The following is a 5563-nucleotide window of genomic DNA, read 5'->3' as shown; positions in this document are numbered from 1 at the left end:
CAGGTCGATCAGGCCCATATGCGAGCCCCAGAAGCCGGCCATCACCGCGGGCTTGCCGTTGAGCGTGCCCTTCTCGATATCGACGCCCTCGATGCCGGCAAAGTCCTCCGTGCCGGGGAAGACGAGATGCTGGTGGCCGGTGAACACCGCGTCTATGCCCTCGACGCCGGCGAGATGGAGCGAGGCGTTTTCCATCAGCGGCGCGGGGCCGGCGCCATCAATGCCGGAATGCGACAGCGCCACGATGATATCGGCGCCTTCGGCCTTCATGACCGGCACCCAGGCTTCGGCCGCCTCCACGATATCGCGGGTATTGGCCTTGCCGGAAAGGTTCTTCTCGTCCCAGACCATGATCTGCGGCGGCACGAAGCCGATGAAGCCGATCTTCACCGGGCTGGTGTTGCCGTCGCCATCGGTGATCATCTGCTCCTGGATCAGATAGGGCTTGATCATCAGATCGTCTTTGGTCGGGTCGTCGGCCAGTGCGCCGGTGGTCAGGTTGGCGCAGACATAGGGGAAGTTCGCGCCGGCCAGCACCTTGTGCATGAAATCGAGGCCGTAATTGAACTCGTGATTGCCGAGCGTGCCGACATCATAGCCGAGCACGTTCATGGCCTTGATCACCGGGTGGACGTCGCCATCCTGCATGCCGCGCTCATAGGCGATGTAATCGCCCATGGGATTGCCCTGCAGGAAGTCGCCATTGTCGATCAGCATGGAATTGGTCGATTCGGCGCGGATCGCGTCGATGATCGAGGCGGTGCGGGCAAGGCCCATCGTGTCGTTGGGTTTGTCGGCGTAATAGTCGTAGGGAAACACGTTGACGTGGATGTCGGTGGTTTCCATCAGCCGCAGATGCGCCTGATTGCCGGCGGCCCGGGCGGAGAACGGATGAAGGGCGACCATGGCGGTGGCCGTGGCCATGCCGCGCAAAAGCGTGCGACGGGAGATCGGTTGCAGTTCGAAAAGCGCGGACATGGCGGCTCCATTCGTGTTGTGGTGCAGAGTTCGCACCGCCGGACGGTTGACAATGATCATGGAATGAATTGCAAGTCTGTGAAAGCTTAATGACAGGCTAGGCGGGTGGCGGGCTTGTCGTCAACTGGGGAGGGATGGATTGGTTTCGAGTTTCACGATCAGGGCAGCGACGGCGGAGGATGCGCCGGACATGGTGCGGCTCATCAATATCGCCGATCACGGCCTGCCGCTGTGGCGCTGGGGGCGGCTTGAGGGCGGCGAGGGCGATCCCTGGCAGGCCGGGCGTGACAGCGTCCGGCGCTTGGATCAGGTCGTCAACTGGAAGAATGGCACGGTCGCGACGCTGGGCTCCGATATCGTGGCGCTGCTGCTGGCCTATCCGCTGGAGCGCGATACCCCGACCGGCGAGGCCGATCATCCGGTGTTCGAACCGCTGAAGACGCTGAAGGCGAAGGCGGTGGGCAGCTATTATATTCACGTGCTCGCGGCCTATGCGGAGTACCGCCGGCGCGGGCTCGGGAAATTGCTGATGGAGCGGGCGGAGCGGATGGCCGGCGGCCGCGATCTCGCCCTGATCGTCTCCGACGGCAATGCGCCGGCGCGCCGGTTCTACGATCAGCTCGGCTTTCACGAAGCCGCGCGTGAAGCGATCGTTACCGCCGACGACTGGAAGGCGGAGGGCGAGAACTGGCTGCTGCTAGTGAAGCCGTCGCGCGCCTAGTCGATCCCGACATTGATGCGCTCGATGATCGGCCGGAGCGCGAAGGAGGAGTTGATCTGCACCACATGCGGCAGCGCCGACAGCCAGTCGCGGTGGATGCGCTCGTAGTCCTTGAGGTCCTTGGCCGCCACCCGCAGCGTATAGTCATAGACGCCCGAGACCATGTAGCAGACGATGATGTTCGGGCAGCGCTTCACCGCCTCCTCGAACTCGGCAAGCGTTCGCGCGAACTGGCCGGAGAGCGAGATCTGCACGATCGCCACCATCTTGTAGCCAAGCGCCTCGGGTGAGATTCTCGCGGTATAGCCCTCGATCACGCCGCTCTTTTCCAATATATCGAGCCGTCTGGAACAGGCGGATGGCGACAGACCGACGGTTTCCGCAAGATCCGCATTGGTGATGCGACCGTTCTTCTGCAACGCCTTCAAGATCGCACGATCAATGTCGTCGATATCCATCGTTCGAATACCCTTCGATTTTTATTGTTCTTTTTCGAAAATTAAACGAAAAAAGTGAAAAATCAAGGATAACTTTGCAAGGACATTGCTGCAATTTCGCGTTTCAATCCAGCCTAGGTTGTACCGATTGGAGCGAGGAGATCGAAAATGCTTGTCGGCTGTCCCAGGGAAATCAAGAATCATGAATACCGCGTCGGCCTGACCCCGGCTTCGGTGCGCGAATATGTGGCGCATGGCCATCAGGTTATCGTGGAGACCGGCGCGGGCGAAGGCGTTGGCGCGGGCGACGACGCCTACCGCGCGGCGGGCGCGACGATTGTACCGGACGCCGCCACCGTGTTCGCCAGGGCGGATATGATCGTCAAGGTCAAGGAACCGCAACCCTCCGAATGGGCGCAGCTCAGGGAAGGGCAGTTGCTCTATACCTATCTGCATCTCGCGCCCGATCCGGCGCAGACCGAGGGGCTGCTCGCCTCCGGCGTCACGGCGATCGCCTATGAGACGGTGACCGACGAGCGCGGCGGGCTGCCGCTTCTGGCGCCGATGTCGGAAGTGGCCGGAAGGCTTTCGATCCAGGCCGGCGCGACGGCGCTGCAGAAGGCCAATGGCGGGCTCGGCGTGCTCTTGGGCGGCGTTCCGGGCGTCGCGCCCGGCAAGGTGGTGGTGATCGGCGGCGGTGTCGTCGGCCTGCATGCGGCGCTGATGGCGACCGGCCTTGGTGCGGAGGTCACGATCCTCGACCGGTCGCTGCCGCGCCTGCGCACGCTCGACGAGCTGTTCCGCGGCCGCGTCAAGACGCTCTACTCGACCACCGAAGCGCTCGAAAACGAGATCTTCGCTGCCGATCTCGTCATCGGCGCGGTGCTGGTGCCGGGCGCGGCCGCCCCCAAGCTCGTCACCCGCGAAATGCTGCCGGGCATGAAGGCCGGCGCGGTCATGGTCGATGTCGCGATTGATCAGGGCGGCTGTTTCGAGACCTCCCACGCCACCACCCATTCCGATCCGACCTTCGTGGTCGATGGCGTGGTGCATTACTGCGTCGCCAACATGCCGGGCGCGGTGCCGATCACCTCCGCCACGGCTTTGAACAATGCGACGCTGCATTACGGGCTGATGCTGGCCGACAAGGGGCTCGCCGCTATTTCCGAGGACCGCCATCTGCGCAACGGCCTCAACGTCCATCGCGGCCGCGTCACCAACGCCGCCGTCGCCGCAGCACTCGGCTACGAGCTTGCGGCACCGGAGGCGGTGCTCAAGGTCGCTTGAACAGCGTCATCTCCGTCCGACAATATAAACATGTCGCCTCGAGAGGCGACATGAACTGCTGACAAAACTATCCCCTCCTACGGGCGTCCTCGGGCTTGACCCGAGGATCTAACCACCCCTCAATGCGAGCGGAGTCTGCGGTTAGTAAGGCACTGTTCCTTCGCCCTTTGTTAACCCAGAACGCTTGTCGCGTTGATACGTGCTTAGACCCTCGGGACAAGCCCGAGGGTGACGAAAGAGGGTGGGGCGGGCTTCGTCAGACAATAAAAAAGCCGCCCCGAAAGGCGGCTTTTCGCATGCGATGTCGCGGAAATTAACGCGAGTAGAACTCGACCACGAGGTTCGGTTCCATGATGACCGGGTAGGGGATATCGGCGAGCGCCGGGACCCGTACGAAGGTCGCCGTCATCTTGTGGTGATCGGCGTCGATGTAGTCCGGCACGTCGCGCTCGGCGAGCTGGGTCGCTTCGAGAACGCTTGCGAGCTGCTTGGAGCGCTCGCGCACCTCGATCACGTCGCCGGCCTTGCAGCGGTAGGAGCCGACATTGACGCGAACGCCGTTGACGGTGACGTGGCCGTGGTTGACGAACTGGCGGGCGGCAAACACGGTCGGCACGAACTTGGCACGGTAGACGATCGCGTCAAGGCGGCTTTCCAGCAGGCCGACCAGGTTTTCACCGGTGTCGCCTTTGCGGCGGTTGGCTTCCTCGAAGATCGCGAGGAACTGCTTTTCGCGCAGTTCGCCGTAATAGCCCTTCAGCTTCTGCTTGGCGCGCAGCTGCACGCCGAAGTCGGAAAGCTTGCCCTTGCGGCGCTGGCCGTGCTGGCCGGGGCCGTATTCGCGACGGTTGACCGGGGACTTCGGACGACCCCAGATGTTTTCGCCCATACGGCGGTCAATTTTATGCTTGGACGATTCGCGCTTGCTCATCGTATTTCCTTAATCTCAACATAGCGGGACCGGCATGGCCGGGAGCCCAAGGAAACACGCCCTCCTTTGGCGCCCTCTTTCGAAGGGCCTGACAGGTTTTCGCGGAAAAAAGCGCCCGGAAAACCACGGGACATGTCGGTTAGAACACCGATCAATTCAGTGTTGGCGCGCTGATAGTCGGCTTTTGCCTGAAAGTCAACGCCTGCGGCATGGACTCCTGCATGGGCGTCATGGTTTAACCGGGTGCAACAACCCTCTCAGCCAGGAATGACCACAATGCCGATCACCTCCGAAACGCTCGACGCCATCGCCGGGCTGATGCGCCATGCCGCCAAGCAGGAAATCCTGCCCCGTTTCCGCGCTCTCGGCGAAAGCGATGTCGCCGAGAAGACCGAGGCAAGCGATCTGGTGACGATCGCCGATACCGGCGCGGAACGCGTGATCAAGGCCGGCATCGCCGAAATCCTACCCGAGGCGCTGTTCATCGGCGAGGAGGGCGTGGCCGCCGACCCCGACCTGCTGTCGAAGCTGAAGGACGCCGATGTGGCGGTGGTTGTCGACCCGATCGACGGCACGTTCAACTTCGCCCATGGCATTTCCGCCTTCGGCGTCATGGCGGCGGTTGTGGTCAACGGCGAAACCGTCGCCGGCCTGATCTATGACCCGATGGGCGATGATTTCATGATCGCGGAAAAGGGCGGCGGGGCCTGGCTGAAGCGCGCCGACGGCTCGTCAAGCAGAATGTCGGTGGCGGCGCCCGTTCCGCTCGAAGAAATGCTGGGCACAGCTTCTGTCGCCTTCATGCCGCAGCAAAACCGCACGGTCCTGCTCGGCAATATGGCGAAGGTGCGTTATGCCGCGAGCTATCGCGCGGCCGCCGTCGAATACCGCGCCTTTGCCTCCGGCGGCTCGCATTTCTTCACCTATTTCAAGCTGATGCCCTGGGATCATCTGCCGGGCGTGCTGATCGGCCAGGAAGCCGGCGGCTATATCGCCCGTTATGACGGCTCGCGCTACCTGCCAAGCCATCTCGACGGCGGCCTCCTCGGCGCGCCCGACAAGGACAGCTGGGAGGAACTGCGGGCCAAGGTCTTCACGCTTTATACCAAGAGTCAATGATTAGAACTCATATGATGCGCGCTGGAATGGTCGTCCGAGTAGGAAAATACCGCAGAGCGATGCCGTAGCATCGCGCGAGGATTTTGACGC

Annotated in this window: 6 protein-coding genes; 3 read left to right on the top strand and 3 right to left on the bottom strand. The window is 62.5% G+C overall.

The annotated features are described in order from the left end of the window. The coding region (locus B4E36_RS01035; protein ID WP_345899869.1) for a metallophosphoesterase at positions 1-978 on the bottom strand (978 nt) is incomplete at its 3' end. Between the two features lie 139 nt (positions 979-1117). Between B4E36_RS01035 and B4E36_RS01030 the strand changes: the two genes are divergently transcribed. Next, positions 1118-1699, top strand: a complete 582-nt coding sequence (locus B4E36_RS01030) for a GNAT family N-acetyltransferase (protein ID WP_292058517.1) — start codon at positions 1118-1120, stop codon at positions 1697-1699. Here B4E36_RS01030 and B4E36_RS01025 read toward each other — a convergent pair. Then, entirely contained in the window at positions 1696-2157 is a 462-nt protein-coding gene (locus B4E36_RS01025) for an Lrp/AsnC family transcriptional regulator (RefSeq protein WP_018066485.1), read from the bottom strand. The two genes, B4E36_RS01030 and B4E36_RS01025, sit on opposite strands and share 4 nt — an antisense overlap. Before the next feature lie 147 nt (positions 2158-2304). On the opposite strand from B4E36_RS01025, the gene ald reads away from it, so the two are divergent. Then, positions 2305-3423 carry an alanine dehydrogenase gene (gene ald, locus B4E36_RS01020; protein ID WP_345899868.1) on the top strand — a complete coding sequence of 373 codons (1119 nt, stop codon included), beginning with the start codon at positions 2305-2307 and terminating at the stop codon, positions 3421-3423. Positions 3424-3736: 313 nt separating this feature from the next. Here ald and rpsD read toward each other — a convergent pair whose 3' ends face one another. Beyond that, positions 3737-4354, bottom strand: coding sequence for a 30S ribosomal protein S4 (gene rpsD, locus B4E36_RS01015; RefSeq protein WP_018064333.1), 618 nt, complete (start codon positions 4352-4354; stop codon positions 3737-3739). 276 nt (positions 4355-4630) lie between these two features. Between rpsD and B4E36_RS01010 the strand changes: the two genes are divergently transcribed. Further along, positions 4631-5473, top strand: a complete 843-nt coding sequence (locus tag B4E36_RS01010; RefSeq protein WP_292058513.1) for an inositol monophosphatase family protein — start codon at positions 4631-4633, stop codon at positions 5471-5473. Positions 5474-5563: the final 90 nt, after the last annotated feature.

This window comes from Martelella sp. UBA3392 (assembly GCF_002358775.1).
Taxonomy (GTDB): Bacteria; Pseudomonadota; Alphaproteobacteria; order Rhizobiales; family Rhizobiaceae; genus Martelella; species Martelella mediterranea.
Note: the sequence above shows the minus strand (reverse complement) of the source record. Positions and strands in the feature narration are given on the sequence as shown.